Annotated in this window: 19 protein-coding genes; 17 read left to right on the forward strand and 2 right to left on the reverse strand. The window is 62.6% G+C overall.

Annotated features, from left to right (window positions below; genetic code table 11):
- On the reverse strand, positions 1-879 hold the full coding sequence (locus ACP7DE_RS15565; protein WP_426072942.1) for a FliM/FliN family flagellar motor switch protein: 879 nt from the start codon (positions 877-879) through the stop codon (positions 1-3).
- A 551-nt stretch (positions 880-1,430) separates the two neighbouring features.
- Between ACP7DE_RS15565 and ACP7DE_RS15570 the strand changes: the two genes are divergently transcribed.
- The 17 genes from ACP7DE_RS15570 to ACP7DE_RS15650 all read left to right on the forward strand — a co-directional run bounded on the left by ACP7DE_RS15570 (position 1,431) and on the right by ACP7DE_RS15650 (position 15,124).
- Positions 1,431-1,769, forward strand: a complete 339-nt coding sequence (locus ACP7DE_RS15570) for a flagellar hook-basal body complex protein FliE (RefSeq protein ID WP_034757853.1) — start codon at positions 1,431-1,433, stop codon at positions 1,767-1,769.
- Positions 1,770-1,829: 60 nt separating this feature from the next.
- On the forward strand, positions 1,830-3,560 hold the full coding sequence (fliF, locus tag ACP7DE_RS15575) for a flagellar basal-body MS-ring/collar protein FliF (protein WP_426072943.1): 1,731 nt from the start codon (positions 1,830-1,832) through the stop codon (positions 3,558-3,560).
- Complete coding sequence (locus ACP7DE_RS15580) at positions 3,538-4,578, forward strand: flagellar motor switch protein FliG (protein ID WP_426072944.1); 1,041 nt, start codon at positions 3,538-3,540, stop codon at positions 4,576-4,578. The genes fliF and ACP7DE_RS15580 overlap by 23 nt, the downstream gene beginning before the upstream one ends.
- Complete coding sequence (gene fliH / locus ACP7DE_RS15585) at positions 4,575-5,264, forward strand: flagellar assembly protein FliH (RefSeq protein ID WP_426072945.1); 690 nt, start codon at positions 4,575-4,577, stop codon at positions 5,262-5,264. Before ACP7DE_RS15580 ends, fliH begins: the two co-directional genes overlap by 4 nt.
- Positions 5,261-6,571 carry a flagellar protein export ATPase FliI gene (gene fliI / locus ACP7DE_RS15590; protein ID WP_426072946.1) on the forward strand — a complete coding sequence of 437 codons (1,311 nt, stop codon included), beginning with the start codon at positions 5,261-5,263 and terminating at the stop codon, positions 6,569-6,571. The genes fliH and fliI overlap by 4 nt, the downstream gene beginning before the upstream one ends.
- Positions 6,572-6,579: 8 nt before the next feature.
- Positions 6,580-7,017 carry a flagellar export protein FliJ gene (locus ACP7DE_RS15595; protein WP_426072947.1) on the forward strand — a complete coding sequence of 146 codons (438 nt, stop codon included), beginning with the start codon at positions 6,580-6,582 and terminating at the stop codon, positions 7,015-7,017.
- An 89-nt stretch (positions 7,018-7,106) separates the two neighbouring features.
- Positions 7,107-8,519: a flagellar filament capping protein FliD gene (fliD, locus tag ACP7DE_RS15600; protein WP_426072948.1), complete on the forward strand. Its 1,413-nt coding sequence runs from the start codon at positions 7,107-7,109 to the stop codon at positions 8,517-8,519.
- A gap of 50 nt (positions 8,520-8,569) precedes the next feature.
- The gene (gene fliS, locus ACP7DE_RS15605) at positions 8,570-8,959 is read left to right on the forward strand and encodes a flagellar export chaperone FliS (RefSeq protein ID WP_034757830.1); all 390 of its coding nucleotides are present in this window, start codon (positions 8,570-8,572) and stop codon (positions 8,957-8,959) included.
- Complete coding sequence (locus tag ACP7DE_RS15610) at positions 8,952-9,269, forward strand: hypothetical protein (RefSeq protein ID WP_426072949.1); 318 nt, start codon at positions 8,952-8,954, stop codon at positions 9,267-9,269. The genes fliS and ACP7DE_RS15610 overlap by 8 nt, the downstream gene beginning before the upstream one ends.
- A complete protein-coding gene (locus ACP7DE_RS15615; protein ID WP_426072950.1) occupies positions 9,266-10,405 on the forward strand; it encodes a flagellar hook-length control protein FliK in 1,140 nt (379 codons plus the stop codon). The genes ACP7DE_RS15610 and ACP7DE_RS15615 overlap by 4 nt, the downstream gene beginning before the upstream one ends.
- 11 nt (positions 10,406-10,416) lie before the next feature.
- Positions 10,417-10,881 carry a flagellar basal body-associated FliL family protein gene (locus tag ACP7DE_RS15620; protein ID WP_426072951.1) on the forward strand — a complete coding sequence of 155 codons (465 nt, stop codon included), beginning with the start codon at positions 10,417-10,419 and terminating at the stop codon, positions 10,879-10,881.
- Positions 10,882-10,914: 33 nt separating this feature from the next.
- On the forward strand, positions 10,915-11,658 hold the full coding sequence (locus ACP7DE_RS15625; RefSeq protein ID WP_426072952.1) for a FliA/WhiG family RNA polymerase sigma factor: 744 nt from the start codon (positions 10,915-10,917) through the stop codon (positions 11,656-11,658).
- A gap of 80 nt (positions 11,659-11,738) precedes the next feature.
- Positions 11,739-12,653, forward strand: a complete 915-nt coding sequence (motA, locus tag ACP7DE_RS15630; RefSeq protein ID WP_034757817.1) for a flagellar motor stator protein MotA — start codon at positions 11,739-11,741, stop codon at positions 12,651-12,653.
- On the forward strand, positions 12,580-13,641 hold the full coding sequence (locus tag ACP7DE_RS15635) for a flagellar motor protein MotB (protein ID WP_426072953.1): 1,062 nt from the start codon (positions 12,580-12,582) through the stop codon (positions 13,639-13,641). Before motA ends, ACP7DE_RS15635 begins: the two co-directional genes overlap by 74 nt.
- A gap of 16 nt (positions 13,642-13,657) precedes the next feature.
- A complete protein-coding gene (gene flgM / locus ACP7DE_RS15640) occupies positions 13,658-13,948 on the forward strand; it encodes a flagellar biosynthesis anti-sigma factor FlgM (RefSeq protein WP_426072954.1) in 291 nt (96 codons plus the stop codon).
- On the forward strand, positions 13,945-14,385 hold the full coding sequence (gene flgN / locus ACP7DE_RS15645; protein WP_426072955.1) for a flagellar export chaperone FlgN: 441 nt from the start codon (positions 13,945-13,947) through the stop codon (positions 14,383-14,385). The genes flgM and flgN overlap by 4 nt, the downstream gene beginning before the upstream one ends.
- The gene (locus ACP7DE_RS15650; protein ID WP_426072956.1) at positions 14,372-15,124 is read left to right on the forward strand and encodes a glycoside hydrolase family 73 protein; all 753 of its coding nucleotides are present in this window, start codon (positions 14,372-14,374) and stop codon (positions 15,122-15,124) included. The genes flgN and ACP7DE_RS15650 overlap by 14 nt, the downstream gene beginning before the upstream one ends.
- A gap of 6 nt (positions 15,125-15,130) precedes the next feature.
- Here the strand turns inward: ACP7DE_RS15650 and flgA are convergent, their stop codons facing one another.
- Positions 15,131-15,751, reverse strand: a complete 621-nt coding sequence (flgA, locus tag ACP7DE_RS15655; protein ID WP_426073143.1) for a flagellar basal body P-ring formation chaperone FlgA — start codon at positions 15,749-15,751, stop codon at positions 15,131-15,133.
- Between the last annotated feature and the right edge of the window lie 124 nt (positions 15,752-15,875).

Here is a 15,875-nt window from a genome sequence, read left to right on the forward strand (position 1 = left end):
TTATTCGACATCTTCAAATGAGGTTAAACAGAGCTTGCCCTTGTGTTCGGAAACAGCCGCGGTAAATAAACGGGAGTCGTCCAGCATGACGTCGGTGCGGCTCAGGCTGACGGGAATCACGTCACCCACGCGCAGGTCGAACAAGGCGCCCAGCTGCACCTGCTTGCTGACGAGCCGGCCTTCCAGGGTCACTTGCAGGCGCGAAGCGAGCGGGCGCACGCTGCCACGCAAGGCTTTCTTCGCCTGCGCGCGCTCGGGCAGCAAGCCGCGCAGCACGTCGGCCATCAGGCGCTTGTCCAGCGAGAACCAGAAATGGCCGCTCTGCCCGGCCTCGACGTCGCTGAGCGCCACGCTGACGATCCAGCTGCCGCGCGGCGGGTGCACGCCGGACTGCACGGCGACCTCGGCACTGGTGTCGATGTCGCTGCTTTTGCCCAGCGTTTGCAGGTTCTTGTGGATGCGGGAGAACAAACTGCTCACTAACTGTTGTCCCAACACCACAGCGAGACGCTCTTCCGTGGCCGTCACGCGCACCTGCGCCGGATCGGGCAGCACACCCTTGGCGCCGGCACTACCGTAGCGATAGTTCAGTACGCTCAAGAGTATCTGCCGTTCGAGCGTAAAACCCGTCTGGCCGGCCGGCGTGGAAAAACTCAGCCAGCGATTTACGCTGTCCTCGTTTTCCACGCGCGACAAAGTCACGCCATCGATCTGGAAATTACCCCAGTAGCGACGGCTCATCGGCTGGCGCAGGGCCACGGCCAGGTCGTCGCGCAGCTGGGCGCCGAATACATGCAGCAAATGGACAGGACGTCCAAGCAGACAGGAATCGAGGACTTGATGGCGCACAGTTTGATCTGTCTTGGTAATGATTGTCATGTAGTGGTCATGTCGGTATTGCGGTGGCAGAACAAATTATACGGATCGCCCGAAATTAAATACAGCATCATCTTGGCCTTGCCGACAGGTCCGCAAGCAAACGATTGCGCATCGTATCGCATCCTAGATGACTACGGTGCTGAACAATACATGAAAAAGCTGAATATTGCCATGTATCAATATTCCTTGAGGCAATCCTCTCTTTACTTTATAGTTGCCTGCAGGTAAGCTTACGGTGACAAAATAGTGATTTGCAGTGCGCCATTCCGCTTACCTGATTCCGGTTTTTATGGCAGTTTTCAGTCCTTTATATTGCCACCAGCAGAAACTTTTATCAGATAAATATTAGTTGTCATGGCTATGTAAATCATGTCGGCGTGGGTTAGCTGAGTTTATTTGAGTCTGCTTGAGCGGATGGAGTGGCAACTGATAAAACTGATGTGCCCTGCGGATCGGGCCTGGCAGGATGGCAGTCACATGCACTACTGCCGGATTGGCAACACCAGTAATTCTGATTGATACGTCACCGCATATTGAAAGTAGAGGGCAAGATGAGCAATGAACTCGCAGGTCTGATCAAGGCCGATCTGGCAGCACTGAGCAATGACGCGCGCGCCCTGGGCGCCAGCATCGCGCCCGCCGCCCAGTTCGGCGCGCCGGAACAATCCGGTTTTTCCTTTGCGCAAAGCATGAAAGACGCCATCGGCAAGGTCAATGGTGACGACCGCCTGGCGGCGCAGAAAATGAGCGACGTCGACAGTGGCAAGAGTGACGACATGGTCGGCGCCATGCTGGCTAGCCAGGAAGCAAGCCTGTCCTTCTCCATGTTGATGCAAGTGCGCAACAAGGTCATGGGCGCCGTCGATGAGCTCATCAAACTGCCTCTGTAATCTTCACGTCCTGATCCACGCCCAGCCTCCCAGCGAAAGTTACCCCAAGTGATTACCCCCATGAAGTCCGCATTTGCGCGCTGGCGCCTTGGTGCCCAGCCCGCCATTCCGCCCGCCCTGCTGAAAAACCTGGTTCCCATCGTCGTGTTGGCCATCGGCATCACCGCCATGGTGACCATGTATGCCTGGCGCGACCAGGCCAACTACAAGCCGGTGTTTGGCGCGCGCGAAAAAGTGGCCGTGACGGACATGATGGCCACCCTGGACGCTGAACACATTCCCTACCGTTTGCATCCGGACAGCGGCCAAGTGCTGGTGCCCGACGCCATGCTGGGCAAGGTGCGCATGCTGCTCGCCTCGAAAGGCGTGACGGCGCAGCTGCCGGCCGGCCTGGAACTGATGGACAAGAATGACCCGCTGGGCGTATCGCAATTCGTGCAGGACGTGCGCTTCCGCCGCGGCCTGGAAGGCGAGCTGGCGCAAAGCATCATGACGATGGACGCGATCGCTTCGGCGCGCGTCCATCTGTCGATTGCCAAGTCGACCTCGTTTGTCGCCAGCGACGGCGACAAATCGTCGGCCTCCGTGGTGGTGGCGCTGAAACCGGGCCGCACCCTGGCGCCGGAACAGATCGCCGCCGTCATCAACATGGTGGCCGGCAGCGTCGCCAGTCTGGCGCCTACGCGCGTGAGCCTGGTCGACCAGGGCGGCAACCTACTGTCTTCGCACGTTGACCTGACGGACGGCTTCGACGCCTCGGCCGCCGGCAATGAAGGCGCGAAACATTTCCAGGATGAAATCCGCCGCAACGTGACGGGCTTGCTGGGACCCGTCATCGGCGAAGACAACTTCAAGCTCAGCGTAACGGCCGCCGTGAACAACGACCGGGTGGACGAAACGCTGGAAAAATACGGCGAAGCCCCGAAAGTGACCAGCGAAGCGATGCGCGAAGAGCAGGAACGCAACCGCACCGTGGCCGGCATTCCCGGCAGCCTGTCGAACCGGCCGCCAGCAGCGGCCGTGCCGGCACCGGCCGACGCCGCTGGCGCCGCGCCGGCCGATGGCGCACCGAAACCGTCCGACGATGGCACGGCCCGCAAGAACGCCACCACGCGCCAGTACGCGTATGACCGCAGCATCACGCAGATCAAGCGCAGTCGTGGCCGCCTGGAAAAACTCAGTGTGGCCGTCGTCCTCAACAGCGCCGCCGCACCGAATCCGAAAACCGGCTGGACCCCTGCCGAACTGGGCAATATTGAAAAAATGCTGAGCAGCGGCCTGGGCATCAACGCCCAGCGCGGCGACAGCCTGAGCCTGACGGCGCTGGCCTTCCCGGCCAAGCCGCCCGTGGCGCAGTGGTGGGAAGAGCGTGACACCGTCGTCGATTTCAGCAGCTGGCTGCTGTACGCCCTGGGCGCCGTGCTCGGCTACTTCCTGATCCTGCGCCCACTGCTGCGCCTGCTGACCACGCGCCTGGCGCCGCCGGCACTGAAACAGCTCGATCCGGCCCTGGCACTGGGCGGCAGCAGCGCCGCCGGCGCGAATGGCGCGGCGACCGCCGGCGCGCCTGCGCTGGGCGTGAATGGCAGCCCGCTGGCGCTCGAAGGCGAAGCCAGCGCTGGCAATATGCCGGTCGTGCCGCTGCTGGAAAACTATGACTTGCCACCACCAGGTTCGGCGGTCGACGTAATGGTCAACCACCTGAAAGTGCTGGCGGAAAAAGAACCCGAGCGTGTCGCCGAAGTCGTCAAACAATGGATGCAGAAAAATGGCCGAACTCAACAACAGTAATCCCTCCGACGGCGCCGAATACGACAGCGCCAGCCTGAATCCCGTGGAACAGGCTGCCATCGTGCTGCTGAGCATAGGCGAAGAACAGGCCGCCAATGTGCTGCGCTGCCTGTCGCGCGAAGAATTGCTCGAAGTCACGCAAGTGATGTCGCGCATGAGCGGCATCAAGGTCGAATCCGTGAAAACGGCCATGCAGACCTTCTTCGACGACTACCGCCAGCAAAGCGGCGTGCACGGCGCCTCGCGCAGCTACCTGAAGCGCTCGCTGGACATGGCGCTGGGCAGCGATATCGCAAATAGCGTGCTGAACAACATTTACGGCGACGCCATCCGTCCCAAAATGGCGCGCCTGCAGTGGGCCTCGCCGAAATGGCTGGCCGAATACATCGTCAACGAGCATGTGCAGATGCAAGCCGTGTTCCTGGCCTTTTTGCCGCCCGCGCTGGCGGGCCAGATCCTCGACGCCCTGCCCGTCGAAGGCCGCGACCTGGTCTTGCTGAACCTGGCGCGCCTGGACGAGATCGACCGCGACCTGCTGGTCGAGCTCGACGAACTGGTGGGCCGCTGCCTGGGCACGCTGGACACGCAAAGCACCAGCGTGGAAGGCATCCGCCAGGCTGCCGAGATTCTCAACCGCATGCCGGGCAACCGCGCTGCGCTGGTTGAACTGCTGCGCGCGCACGACCCGGACGTGGTCTCGGAAATCGAACTGAGCATGTACGACTTCCTGATCCTGTCCACGCAGAGCGATGTTACGCTCACACGCATCCTGGAAGACGTGCCGATGGAACAGTGGGCCATCGCCCTGAAGGGCGCGGAACCGGCTATCCGCGACGCCGTGCTGAAAACCATGCCGCGCCGCCAGGCACAAAGCTTCGAAGACATGATGCGCCGTTCCGGCCCCGTGCCTTTGAGCCGTATCGAACAGACGCGCCAGGAAATCATGGCCACCGTCAAGGGCCTCGCCGATGCGGGCGAGATCGAAGTGCAACTGTTTGCTGAAGCGGTGATCGAATGAAACACTTCCGCTCGTATCGTTTCCCGCCCCTGTCGCAATTCATCGCCGCCGGCCAGCGCGCCTCCAACGAGGATACGGACGGCCAGTGGCAGGCATCCGTCTCGGAAGGTTTCGAGCAGGGCCAGCGCGACGGCTACGAAGTCGGCCTGGTGCAAGGCCAGCAGGATGGCTACGACACCGGACGCAACGATGGCGTGGCGCAGGGCCGCGAGGAAGGCCGCAATGAAACCCTGGTGGCGCTGGACCGCCTGGCACGCCCCGTCGACGCCATCCTGCGCGATCTGAAAAAAGTACGCGCCGATTACCGCGAAGCGCAGCGCAAGGAAGTCGTCGACCTGGTGGCCAAGGTGGCGCGCCAAGTGATCCGCGCCGAACTGGCGCTGCAACCGGTGCAATTGCTAGCCCTGGTCGACGAGACCCTGGCCTCGATGCCGCCGACGCGCGAAGAAATCGATGTCTTCCTCAATCCGGAAGAATTGAAACGCATCAGCGAACTCGATCCGAAGCGCGCCAAGCGCTGGAACCTGATCGCCGACGCGCGCCTCGACGCGGGTGAATGCCGCATCAAGGCGGGCGACAATGAAGTCGACGCGGGCTGCCATCAGCGCCTGTCGGCCTGCATGGAACAAGTCAGCAGCCACCTGGCGCTGGCCGCCGAACACGCGGACCAGGGCGCGCCTGCATGATCGCCGACACGCTGCGCAGCTTCGAGATCGGCGATATTCCGGTCGCGACACCGACCGGACGCCTGGTCGGCGCGTCCGGCTTGCTGCTGGAAAGCGCCGGCTGCCGCCTGCACACGGGCCAGCGTTGTCAAATTGAAACTGTAAGCGGCGAGTGGCTCGATGCGCAAGTCGTCGGTTTCCGCGAAAAACTGTCCTACCTGATGCCGTTCAAGAAGGCCACGGGACTGACCACGGGCGCGCGCGTGCTGCCTCTGCCCGACAAGGCCAGCCTGCAGATCGGCCCCTCGTGGCTGGGCCGCATGGTGAATGGCCTGGGTGAGCCAATCGATGACCTGGGCCGCCTCGGCGGCGAACACATCCTGGAAGTCACGCCGCCAAAAATCAATCCCCTGAAGAAACAACCGGTGGTTGAGCCGCTGGACGTGGGCGTGCGGGCGATTAACAGCATGCTGACCCTGGGCAAGGGCCAGCGCGTGGGCCTGATGGCCGGTTCCGGCGTGGGCAAGAGCGTGCTGCTGGGCCTAATCACGCGCCAGACGGTGGCCGATGTCGTCGTCGTCGGCCTGATCGGCGAACGGGGCCGCGAAGTGCGCGAATTCGTCGAAAAGTCGCTCGGCGCCGAAGGCTTGAAAAAGGCCGTGCTGGTGATCGCGCCGGCCGATGAATCGCCCTTGATGCGCATCATGGCCACCGAACTGTGTCATTCTATTGCCGCGCATTACCGCGACCAGGGCAAGCACGTGCTGCTGCTGGTCGACTCGCTGACGCGCTATGCGATGGCCTTGCGCGAAGTGGCGCTGGCCCTGGGCGAGCCGCCGGCCACGCGCGGCTACCCGCCGTCGGTCTTTTCGAACTTGCCGCAACTGGTGGAAAGCGCCGGCAATGGCGCCCACCCGGAAGGCAGCATGAGCGCCATCTACACGGTGCTGGCCGAGGGCGACGACCAGCAAGACCCGGTGGTCGATACGGCGCGCGCAATTCTCGACGGGCACATCGTGCTCACGCGCGAACTGGCCGAGCGGGGTCACTACCCCGCCATCGACATCGCCGCCTCGATCAGCCGCTGCATGGCGCAAGTGATTACGCCTGAGCACATGCAGGCGGCGCGCGCGCTGAAGGCGTCGATGGCGCGCCATGCGCGCGTGCGCGACCTGATCCCGCTGGGCGCCTACGTGCCCGGCGCCGACCCGATCACCGACCGCGCCGTCCAGCTGCACACGCCCATCGAAGCCTTCCTGTGCCAGGGCACCAAGGAAGAGGCGCCGATGGGACCGTGCATCGAACAACTTGAACAGATCATGGCCTAGGAGCATATGTGAGCGACGCGCATACCATCCGCAACCTGACCACCCTGGTCGGCCTGCGCAGCACCGAAGTGGAACGCCTGCAAGGCGAAATGGCGGCGCAGACGGCCGTGCGCGAGCGCTATCAGAAAAACCTGGAGCGCCTGACGGGCCTGTACACGGAGAGCGGCCCCAGTGGCGCCCTGCCTCTGGCCCTATCCGTCAATTGCGGCAACTTCAAGCAAGCCGTGATGCAGATGGCCGACCAGCACCGTACCGACCTGCACTTGCACGAAGCCAACATGGCCGTTTCGCAACGCGCGCTGAATACGGCCTGGGCCAAGCGCGAGGTGCTGGACCAGGTGCTGACGCAAAAACAAAAACATGTTGCAAATGAGCAACAACGTGTCGATGCCAAGCGGCAAGACGAGCTGGCGACGCAGTTCTGGTTCCGCGGGCAGGTAAAATGAAGCTTGTGTAAGTTTCTTTCAGGAAAACTTCACGAAACGGGAATGGGGGTCGCCTTATACCGGTATATCCCTTTATTCAGGAGTCTGGCATGGCAAACGCAATTACCGCACCACGATACGATCCACTCGTCACAGCAGAACAACTGGCTACCAAATCGGTCGCGGCGCAAAAGGCGGCTCTGGCGGCTCAGACCACGCTTGCCAACAACACCTCCAGCGCGCTGGGCAACCTGAAATCGGCCATCTCGGCATTCCAGCTGGCGATGACGACCATGACGTCCAGCAAATCCGTGTTAAGCCAGTCCGCGACCTTCAGCAATACCGCGTATGGCACGGCCACGGCAGGCATCAAGGCGGCGCCGGGCAGCTACGCGTTCTTTGTCGAACAACTGGCCACGGCCAGCCAGACTTCGTATGGCGGCTTGAGCAGCACCACGCCCGCCAACGGCGGCAACATGACCATCCGCATCGGCGACCCGCTGGCCGCTGTCACCGCCGACAACGCCTTCGACATCGACCTGGCTGCCGCCAACAAGGATGGCGACGCCTACTTGACGCCGCAGGAAATCGCCGCCGCCATCAATGGCAACAGCAAGAATAATGCGCGCGTCACGGCTTCCGTCATCAATATCGGCAACCAGGCGCAACTGGTGCTGACGTCGAACCTCACCGGCGTCGCCAATGCCGTTTCGATCGACACCAACAGCGTGACGGATCCGGCGTTGCAGACAGCGCTGCAGAGCGACATGAAAAACCTCGTGGTGTCCAAGGATGCCATCGTCTGGCTGGGCGCCCAGGGTTCTGGCACCAAGATCACCCAGGCATCGAATACGTTTACCAACGTGCCCGATGTAAAAATGACGTTCACCAAGGCCATGACGGCAGGCGAGAGCCCGATGACCGTGACCGTCGGCACCGACAGCGCCGGCACGATTGCCAATGTGCAAGCCTTCGTCGATGCCTACAACAAGCTGAAAGGCGTGATGGATGGCCTGGCCAGCCCCGGCAATCCGCAGAAAAACATCGCCGCCGGCATCTTTGCCCACGACTCTGGCTTGAACGCGCTGCGCTCCAGCATGGGCGATGCCTTGCGCCTGAACGTCGATGGCGTGTCGCTGGTGGCGTATGGCATTACCGCCCAGCGCGACGGCACGATCAGCCTGAATACCGCCAAGCTGACGGCCAAGCTGGCGGACAACCCTGCCGGTTTGGACAAGCTGTTCGGCAATAACAGCCTGTCGGCGCCTGCCGGCGTGCTCGGTGGCCTGGACAAGGTGCTGGGCCAGTGGAGCAATGTCACCAAAGGCCAGATCACCCAACGTATGGCAGCGACGGACAAGTTGCAGAAAAGCCTGGCCAAGAGCAGCGAGCGCCTGACCAATCAGTACAACACTGCTTACAGCCGCTTCCTGGACCAGTATTCCCGCTTGCAGGTATTGCAGGAGCAAATGATCCGGAATTCTGACATGTTCGATGCCATGTTTAATAACAGCAAAACCTAAGGCGAACGTGCCAGTCGCGCCGCCACAGTTAACATAGCGAGAAGATAATAATGTTGAACAATGAAGCTTACGGCAGCTACCACGCCGTCAACCTGGATTCCCAGACCGCCCGCGCCACACCGGTCGAACTGGTGCTGGTGCTGACGGACGGCCTGCTGGAAGAACTGGCGCGCGCGCGCGGGCATATCGTGGGCAAGCGCTACGAGCAAAAGGCCATCAGCCTGGATAAATGCACGCAGATCATCAACGGTCTGTCGAGCTCGCTCGATTTCGACAATGGCGGCGAAGTGGTGGTCAACCTGGCGCGTCTGTACGACTATTGCGTGGCGCGTCTGTACACGGCCGGCATCAAGCTGGACCCGACGCTGATCGATGAAGTGACGACCTTGATGACTACCATCAAGCGTGGTTGGGTGGGCGTCCAGGCCAACAATGCCTAGGCGCGCCGCGCTGCAGCAGCTGAGCCTGCAATTCAGCGCGGCGATCGCGCAGCCGGACTGGGATGCGATAGAAAAACTCTCGGCCAGCCTGGCGAAAAACATCCCGCTATTGGCTGAACGGGGCGCATGGACTGCGCTGGAACACACAGAATTGTTGCAATTGCGCAAAATTCACGCGCAAGCGGTTAAAATTTGCTCTGAGGAAAAAGAACGCCTGGGCTTACACCTGGGTGCATTACAGGCAAATAAGGAAGGTTGGGTCGCCTACGCCGCGCTCGGCGAATACGACACTGAAGGGTATCAAGCATGATCATGAACTTCAACACGGCGCCGGCCGCTCCGGCACCGACGGCCAATGCGGCGCCAGCGCCGACACAGACGACCACCTTGCCCGGCACACCGGGCTATGGCAGCAGTGTGCCCGCCGCCGCCAATGGTGCCGTGACCGCCGCCCTGCCCCTGTTTGCGCAGGTGCTCGATGGCGCAGGCGAGCCGACGGCCGATGCCGATATAGCTGAACCGGCCAAAGAGAGCGACAGCCAGGCCGACAGCAGCCTGCCAGCCATGGCCGCCCCCGTCCTCGGTTTGCCCGTGACGCTGCTGCCACCGGCGGACGCGGCAGCAACGGAGGCACGCGCCAGCGCGCAGGCGCAAGCACAGACACAAATGATGCAGGCGAATGTGGCGCAGGCCAACCCGGCACTCAATATCAGCCTGCATCCGGCGGCCATCACCCTCACCGCGCAGGTAACGGCGCAACCGGCAGGACGCGACATGCGCGAACCGCTGGCAGCCGCCAACCCGGCAACAGCTGCCAAAGGCAGCGCGCCGGCACAGCCTTTCGAATCGCTGCTGCAGCAAAGCACGCCGGCAACAGCCGTCGCCGCCCCGGCCGTTGCCACGCGCGAAGGCGAACGTGGCGCCGCGACGCCGGCGCCCAACCTGGGCCTGACGGGCGCGGTCGGCAATACCGCCACGGCGGCCCCGGCCGGCGATACCATCAAACTCAACGGCCCGGCCCAGCAATGGCAGGAACCGCTGCGCGAAGCGCTGGGTGAACGCCTGCAGACACAGATCGGCCGCAACAGCGAACACGCGACGATTCGCCTCGATCCGCCCATGTTGGGCCGCATTGAAATTTCCATCCGCCACACGGCCGGCGCGCTGCAAGTGAACGTCACGGCGTCGAACTCGGAAGTCTTGCGCCAGTTGCAAGGCATCGGCGAAAACATGCGCAGCGACCTGGCACAGCGTCAGTACACCGACGTGGCAGTGAATATCAGCGCTACCCCGCGCAGCCCTGCCGCCCAGGCGTTTGCCGAAGGCGATGCGCGCGGCCAGCGTCAACCGGGCCGCCAGCAGGACGATGCCGAGCCGGGCCGCGCCCTGTCCGACGGCAGCACTGCCGCTACCACTTACGCCATGCACGAGCGAGAGACTGCCTGATGAATATGAAAATGAAACTGATCGCCGGCTTTATCGCCGTGGCCGTGCTGGCCGCCGGTGCGGCTGGTGGTGCCATGTGGTACCTGGCCAAGCCGGTCGCCGGCCATGCCGAGGTTGCCGAAGCAAAAGCCCCGCCACCGCCCGCCACGGGCAAGAAGGCCCGCAAGTTCCTCACGCTGGACAAGGTCATCGTGATGCTGCGCCGCGGGCCCGGCGACGGCGAAACGCATTATCTGTCGGCCGACCTGGTGATCGCCACCACCGAGGAAAAGGAAAAGCTGACCAAGGACCACTTGCCGCTGATGCGCTCGATCGCCGTCAGTACCTTGTCGAGCTTTCCCATGGACAAGGCACAGACCATGACGGTGGAGCAATTTGCCGAACAGATCAACAAGGCCTTCAATCTCAGCTATGAACGTGAGCAGATGGAAAAACCCTACACCGAAGTCATGGTCGGCAAGCTGATCATTGAATAAGCCAACACGCCAGACGACCTAGTGGGAGATCCCGTGGCCTATGTAGAGCAATACCAGGAAGCGTATGGCGCCGGCGAATACGCCGCCGCCAGCGCTTGCGCGGCCGCGCTCAGTGTTGCTGAAGAGCAACAGCATCTGGTGGCGTATGCCCCGTTGGTGAAGCGCATCGTGCGCCAGCTCAATGCGCAAGTGTCGGGCGCCATCGACCGCGACGACATGGAACAGATCGGCCTGATGGGCTTGCTCGAAGCGCTGCGTCGCTACGGCGTGCCGGACCAGTCTTTTGGCAGCTATGCCAGCCTGCGCATTCGTGGCGCGATCCTCGATGAACTGCGGCGCCAGGACTGGCGCCCGCGCGCCGTGCGCCAGGAAAGCCATCGCCTGCGCGACAGCGTGCGCGTCCTGACCCGGCGCCTGGGGCGCGAGCCGCTGGAAGCGGAAATCATGGCCGCCCTGAAGCTGACGCCCGAAGCCTTCTTGGAATACCAGCTGGCGGAAAACGCCGAGCTGATCATCAGTTTCGACGAAGTGCTGCAGGAAAGCCTGGGGCAGGCCGACAGCGCACCGAGCCCGGAAGAGCAATTGATGGTGCGGCGCAGCCTGGAACAGGCGCTGCGCGCGCTCGACGAACGCGAGCAGCGCGTGATCCAGATGTATTACGAATTCGAACTGAGCTATAAAGAAATTGCCGCCGTGCTAGACCTGAGCGACGCCCGCGTCTGCCAGCTGAACAAGACGGCACTGGGCAAGATGAAAGCCATGCTGCAAGACGCATAGAGGTTAAGCGGTAGTTCGGCAATAGTTTCAGCAAGACCCATCAAATTGACGTAGCACAATGACGCAGAAAGGCAGTTGACATGGTAATTATCGGTATCTTAATCGTGATGGGGTGTGTATTCGGAGGCTTCGCCCTGATGGGCGGCACCGTCCACGCGATCTGGCAACCGGTCGAGTTGATCATCATCATCGGCGCCGCCGTCGGCGCGCTGGTGCTGGGCAACCCCAAGCATGTACTCGGTGAAATGCTGCACCAGATGCGCAAGATCGTTACGCACAAAAAGCAAGGTTCGGAATTCCAGCGCCAGTTGCTGCTACTGATGTATGAACTGCTGCAAACGGCCGCCGGCGGCCTGAAGGCGCTCGACGCGCACGTCGAGGCGCCGCGCGAAAGCGCCCTGTTCCAGCGCTATCCGCTGGTGCTGGAAGAGCCGAAGTTGCTGGCCTTCATCGTCGACAACTTCCGTTTGATGGCAATGGGAAAAATCAACGCGCATGAACTCGAAGGCGTGCTGGAGCAGGAACTCGAAGCCATCCACGACGAGCTGCTGCAACCGTCGAAGTCCCTGCATAAAATCGCCGAAGCCATGCCGGGCTTCGGTATTCTGGCGGCCGTTCTGGGCATCGTGATGGCCATGAATTCCGTGGCCGACGGCGCCGATGCGGCGGAAATTTCGGAAAAAGTGGGTGCCGCCATGGTCGGTACCTTCATCGGCATCTTCTTTTGCTACGGCGTGCTCGATCCGATGTGCAACATGATGAAACAGCTGGTGGGCGAGGAAGGCTCGACCATGGAATGCGTGAAGGTCGTGCTGGTCACCCACGTGGCAGGCAAACCGCCCCTGCTGGCCATCGATGCGGGCCGCCGCCTGGTGCAGCTGAACATCAAGCCGAGCTTCGCCCAGCTGGAAAGCTGGATCAATGCGCTGGAAGATGGCGGCGCCGAACAAGAGCAAGGCCAAGGCCGGGGAGGCCGCCGTGCTAAAGCCGCATGAGAAACATGAACAGGCCATCATCAAGCGTGCTGGTCGCAAGCATGACGACGATGGCCATGGCGGCGCCTGGAAAGTAGCGTTCGCCGACTTTTGCCTGGCCTTGCTGTCGCTCTTCCTCGTGCTGTGGCTGATGGCCGCGCGCGAGCAGCAGGCGATGAAGGAAATCATGATGGACGCGTCGGCAGGCAGCCGCCAGGGCGAAGGCCAGGGCGTCATGCCGGAACAGAAGGGCGGCCCGCGCGGCAGCCTGATCGAGCGTTTCCCCATGCCCCGCAAGGGCACGGGCGACACGCGCACGGAAGGCAAGCAGACGCAGGACGGCAAGGCCGGTGCCGCGCCGCAGAACCAGACGAAAGTCAGCTACCAGTCGCCGGAAGACTTGATGTCCTTGTCGCGTGCGCTCGACAAGCTCAGCGACGAAGCGGGACTGAAAAGCAATCTGCAATCGGTGATCACGCCGTACGGCTTGCGCGTCATGCTGCACGATACGGACAAGCAAGGCATGTTCGTGCGCGGCAGCGCCGTGCCGACCGACCGCTTCCGCAAGCTGCTGCGCCAGATGGGGCCTGTCTTCGCCCAGATGGACAACCAGATGCTGATCGTCGGCCACACCGACTCGATGCAATACGCCAATAACGGCTATGAAGGCTATTCAAACTGGACGCTGTCGGCCAACCGCGCCATGTCGGCACGCGCGCAATTGTTGATCGGCAGCATGAATCCCGAAAGCGTGCTGCAAGTGGTGGGCATGGCCGACCGCGCGCCGCTGGACGTAAAAAATGCCAGTGCCGGCATCAACCGCCGCATCGAACTGTTAATATTGACGCGTGGCCAGGCCGACAGCATCGCCGCCATGTTCGGCATGGCCGGGCAAAAGGCACAGGGCGACGAGCTACAGGTGGGCGAACCAGACTCGGGCACTTTGCAACGTCTGCGCGAGAAACTGGGCCTGCCGGCAAAGAAGGAGCGCGATGAGCATGCAAATTAAGGGCAAGGGACAACGTATGAAAATCTCCTCCGGCAATACCGGTGCTGCCGTACGCAGCAGCGCCGTCGCGCCGGCCGAGGCGATCGCCGAGAACGCAGGCGCCGCCGGCGTCATGCAAGGCTCGTCGGCCGGGGCGGAATTGCAATCGGCCGTGCTGCAACCGGCCATGGCCGCCCTGCGCGCCATGCCCGAGATCGACCACGAGCGCGTGGCCATGCTGCGCGATGCGCTGGCCAAGGGCGAATTGCCATTCGATCCAGCGAAACTGGCAGGCCTGATCCAGCGTTTCCATGGCGGTGAATCGTGACCGCAGCGCGCAAGGGCATCACGCGTCAGGAAGCCGTACGCCGCGTGCTGCAAGGCATGACGGACGACAGCGTCGGCTACGCCGCCCTGCAAACATTATTGGAAGAGCAATTTAAGGCCACCTTGCACCACCAGAGCGCGCAGCTGACGGTGCTGGCAGACCAGGTCATCGCCGCCGTCGAGCCCCTCGATGCGCGCCGCCGCCAGCGCGTCAGCCTGGTCACTGCCCTCTTCGGCCCGCAAGGCGATATGCCGCAGTTGTTTGCATTGTTGCAAGAAGAAGCGCGCAACAAGGCTGAGGCAGACTGGGCCGCGCTGGAGCAGATGGTGCTGGAATGCAAGCGATTGAATACCCGCAACAGTGATTTATTAACAGAGCAGTACAGCATCATGCAGCGCGTGCTGCATGGCGAGGAAGATACGTATGCGCCAGGCTGATTTCCCCACACCCCGCGCCACGGCGGCGACACCATCGACGGCGGCAACGCATGCAGTGCAAAGCAATATGCGCGCCACTGACGCCACCAGCTCCAGCGGCAATTTCAGCGGCGTGTTCCGGCAAGTGCAGGGCGAGGTGGCGCGCTTCATCGAACAGGGCGGCGGCAACGCCACAAGCCTGAGCCCGCAAGGACGCGCCTACCTTGAGCAGAGCCAGCCCGTGAATGTGCTGGGAAGCATCAACCGGGGCGGCGAGATCGGCGAAGTGCAGCAGCAGTTCCTTGCCTCGATCAAGCCGTGGACGGAAGAAACGGGCGCGCGCCTGGGCGTGGCGCCGGACATTGTCGCCGCCCACGCCGCACTGGAATCGGGCTGGGGCCAGCGTCCGCTGCGCCAGGGCACGGGCGCGGACACGCATAATCTGTTCGGCATCAAGGCAGGCGGCAAATGGCAGGGCGACGTGGCCAGCAATGTCACCACCGAATACGAGGCGGGCAGCGGTACGGCGCTGAAGAAAACCGAGCGTTTCCGCAGCTACCCGGACCAGGCCAGCGCCTTCCGCGACTATGCCCAGGTATTGCTCGACAACCCACGCTACCGCGCTGCCCTGAACACGGGTGCCGACGCGGGCGCCTTCGCGCAAGGCCTGGCGCGCGGCGGTTATGCTACCGACCCCCACTACGCCACCAAGCTGACGCAGCTGGCGACGCGCTTGCAGCGCACGGCCGCCGCCGACTGACTTTCCTTAACGGCCGGCAATATCGGCCGGTTCCACCACGCCCGCATCGACCACTCTGGCACGTATCACCGTGCCGCTGGCGGCGTTGCGCACGCGAATCACCTCCCCCAGCGCGCCCGGGTCCATCGCTACACCGGCCATGCTCACTTCCACCTGCTCCTTGCGCGCCACGATATTCACCGCACTGCCCCGTTTGATCAGCATGGGCGCAGCCAGCTGCCCCTGGCGCAGCACTTCGCCGGCGCGCAAGCTGCGCCGGCTCGACAGTCCGACGACGCCGGGCAAGGAAGAAATACTGTCCGGCACCATCGTCACATCGCGCCGCGCCAGAGTCACGTCGCCCGCCTGCAAGGGCGTATTCGCCGTGACGGGTGCGCTGGTGACGGCGACCTGAGCCGTAATGCTGCCGCGCGCCAACATTTCGTAACGCCAACCGTTGCTTCCAGGACACACTGCGACAAAGCGCATGCGCTGCGCCGAACGGCTGTCCGCAGTTTCCAGCGCGACAGGCGCCGCGCAAGCCGGCATGGGGCGCGTGCTTTTCACCACGGCCACCTGAAACTGCGGTTCCAGCAATCCTGCCGTGCCTGCCTGCTGCGCCAATTGCTCTCGCGCCAACTGTTCCACACGCGAAAATATATTGTCGGCTGGCAATTCTGCGCGACCTGCACTACTATATAGGCTGGTCAGTAAAATTAGTCCAGGAAGCAGTATGTGACGACATGGCACCTTGTTCCACATCATGGAATAG

The organism is Janthinobacterium sp. DSP2-3-3, assembly GCF_049897325.1.
In the GTDB taxonomy this organism is placed as follows: domain Bacteria; phylum Pseudomonadota; class Gammaproteobacteria; order Burkholderiales; family Burkholderiaceae_D; genus Janthinobacterium.